The sequence below is a fragment of the Nocardia sp. NPDC060220 genome (assembly GCF_042727815.1).
GTDB lineage: Bacteria > Actinomycetota > Actinomycetes > Mycobacteriales > Mycobacteriaceae > Nocardia.
In genome coordinates, this window is sequence record NZ_JBHWZY010000981.1 from 1 (window position 1) to 2,361 (window position 2,361).

3 protein-coding genes and 1 pseudogene are annotated in these 2,361 nt (G+C 67.6%); 1 reads left to right on the forward strand and 3 read right to left on the reverse strand.

The annotated features are described in order from the left end of the window. From ACFWF3_RS32555 to ACFWF3_RS32565, 3 genes and pseudogenes are all read right to left on the reverse strand, one after another. Window positions 1-283: pseudogene (locus tag ACFWF3_RS32555) on the reverse strand (hypothetical protein); the annotation flags it as partial. Window positions 284-362: 79 nt separating this feature from the next. Then, a complete protein-coding gene (locus tag ACFWF3_RS32560; protein ID WP_379317691.1) occupies window positions 363-1,313 on the reverse strand; it encodes a M56 family metallopeptidase in 951 nt (316 codons plus the stop codon). Beyond that, complete coding sequence (locus tag ACFWF3_RS32565) at window positions 1,310-1,675, reverse strand: BlaI/MecI/CopY family transcriptional regulator (protein WP_378989721.1); 366 nt, start codon at window positions 1,673-1,675, stop codon at window positions 1,310-1,312. The genes ACFWF3_RS32560 and ACFWF3_RS32565 overlap by 4 nt, the downstream gene beginning before the upstream one ends. A 166-nt stretch (window positions 1,676-1,841) precedes the next feature. Between ACFWF3_RS32565 and ACFWF3_RS32570 the strand changes: the two genes are divergently transcribed. Next, window positions 1,842-2,345: an SRPBCC family protein gene (locus ACFWF3_RS32570; protein WP_379317693.1), complete on the forward strand. Its 504-nt coding sequence runs from the start codon at window positions 1,842-1,844 to the stop codon at window positions 2,343-2,345. Window positions 2,346-2,361: the final 16 nt, after the last annotated feature.

Genomic DNA, 2,361 nt, shown 5'->3' on the forward strand with positions numbered 1-2,361 from the left:
GGCTGGTCGCCCCCTGTCCGGCTGCCAGGACGTCGCCGTTGCGACCGTAGAGCAGGTATTCGCCGAGCGCTGTCGCCCGCATCCGGTACGGCCCGGCTCCCGGGACCAACGGCCCTGTCGGCGTGTCGATTCGGTAGCAGCCGTCGACCAGCGAATAGCGGGTCTGTCCCGGATCAGCGGTGGCGTGCCCCGGCCCCGCGAGGCCTGTGGCGATCAGGGTGACGGCGAGTATCGGTAGGTACGTCGAACCTGCTGGTCCCCGACGGGAGATGGTGGAACGCAAGACTTCTCAATTCTGAACTAGAGGTATTTCACCTTTCTCGGTCAAAATACTATGGAACATAGTTTTTCGTGGCGGGTTCTCAGACCACCAGCGCGCTCACCAGTGCCGCACTCACACCGACCACGGCCACCGCCGCCGCAGGCGCGAGCAGCATCATGGCGACCAGCATCGTGATCGCCGTTCGGCGTGCGACGGCACGAGACTCCGGCGCGGCCGCCAGGCACTCGAGACGCATCGACAGCGAGTCATCGATCAACCGCAGCGGCGTGCCCGGAATCGACGGCATGCGGGAGGCGACGGTATGCAGCGCCCCGGACAGCGCCCGCGAATCGGTCGAGGCCGCGGCCGACCGATCGGCGGCGAATTCGACCAAGGTGGCAACGGCGACCGGGGCCGCGGCGAAGAGCGGAATCCACGAAAAGGCCTGGGCGAGAACCTGACAGATGCCGAGAATGTGGTGATGGAACCCGCGCAGATGCGCGTGTTCGTGCGCGAGTACCGCACGCCACTGCGGTTCGGTCAGGCAGCTCCGCAGACCGTCGGTGACCACCACGTACCCACCGCGCCCGGCGACGCTGTACGCCAGCGGAATCGGATGATCGAGCCGTACCAGTTTCGCCCCAGCCCCATCGACCCGGCCCACCATCTCGACCAACTCCCGATGCTTGCGGCGCAGCGCGGCCCCGCGCCCCCGGTAGCCGACGACGATCCGTGTTAGCTGTCCGGTCGGTACGATGGTGGCGACCACGGCGATCGGCATGATCAGCCCCGCCGCCCAGGTGACGACCGCCGGTTCGACCGCGGCCAGACTGCGCACCACGGTGCCCGCCAACACATTTCCCGGCGGATCGCCCGGCCACGCCAACGCGATCACGGCCAGCACCCCACAGCCGATCGTCGCGACGAGCGCACCCAGCCACGCCACCAACCCGGCGACCGGGGCGGCGGTGAAATCGACCCGGGACAGGAACGCTGGAGCGAGCACAGCCAGCGCGATACCGGCCGCCAGCAACGCGGTCAGCAGGATCATGGTCCGCGCTCGTCGTCGGAGAGTCCCCGGCGCAGCGCCTCGACCTCGGGCGCACTGGCCGTGCGGACCAGATGCAACAGCACCGCGGGAGCGTCGGGGCTGGCGTCGAGGATCTCGCGCAGCAGATCGGTCGTCGCCTCGGCCCGGGTTCGGCTGGGCCGGTATCGATAGGAACGCCCGACCTTCTCGCGCCGCACCCACTTCTTCTCCCACAGATGCGTCACCACGGTCAGCACGGTGGTGTACGCGGGAACCCGCTGGTCGTTGTCCAACCGATCCACCAGATCATGCACCGACAGCGCCGCCGAACTCTCCCACAGGACAGCCATCACCTGGCTCTCCAGCGCCCCGAGCCCCTTCATCGCTCCCCCTCGTCCGCCGCGACAACACCACCGGACCGGATGCCGCCCGCCCAATTTACTATCCGACATAGTTTTTCGGACGACATGCTGTGAGATGCCCTCGGTCCGCCGAGGCGGCGATCACCGAGCTACGGCGCCGACACCACAGTCGGCTAGGTTCGTGCCCATGAGCCGCACCACGACCGTCTTCGACAGCATCGACATCGCTGCCGATCCGGTGTCCATCTATCAGCAGGTCAGCGATCCGACTCTGATGGGTCGGTGGAGCCCGGAGAACCGTGGCGCCAAGGTGGCCCAACCGCGCGAGTCCACTTATGTGGGAATGGAATTCGAAGGGTTGAACAAGCGTGGCGGTGCTCGCTGGGTGACCAGCTGCGTGGTGATCGCGGCCGAGCCGGGAAAGCGGTTCGCGTTCCGCGTCGAGGCGATCGGCGTCCGGCGGCCATGGATCCGCGCGGGTATCGCGACCTGGGACTACCGGTTCGAGCCGGACGACGGTGGCACCCTGGTCACCGAGACCTGGCACGACGATCGCAAGTCATGGCCGGACGCGGCGGTTCAGGTCTTCGACCGGATCGCCACCGGCGGCGACACCTTCGTGGAATTCCAGCGCAAGAACATCCGCCGCACGCTGCGCAACCTCAAGCAGCACTTCGAGTCCAACGGCTGAACGCGGGCGCAGGAGG

Coding starts and splice junctions, on each gene's coding strand:
- ACFWF3_RS32560 (WP_379317691.1), bottom strand. CDS start 1,313: ATGATCCTGCTGACCGCGTTGCTGGCGGCCGGTATCGCGCTGGCTGTG.
- ACFWF3_RS32565 (WP_378989721.1), bottom strand. CDS start 1,675: ATGAAGGGGCTCGGGGCGCTGGAGAGCCAGGTGATGGCTGTCCTGTGG.
- ACFWF3_RS32570 (WP_379317693.1), top strand. CDS start 1,842: ATGAGCCGCACCACGACCGTCTTCGACAGCATCGACATCGCTGCCGAT.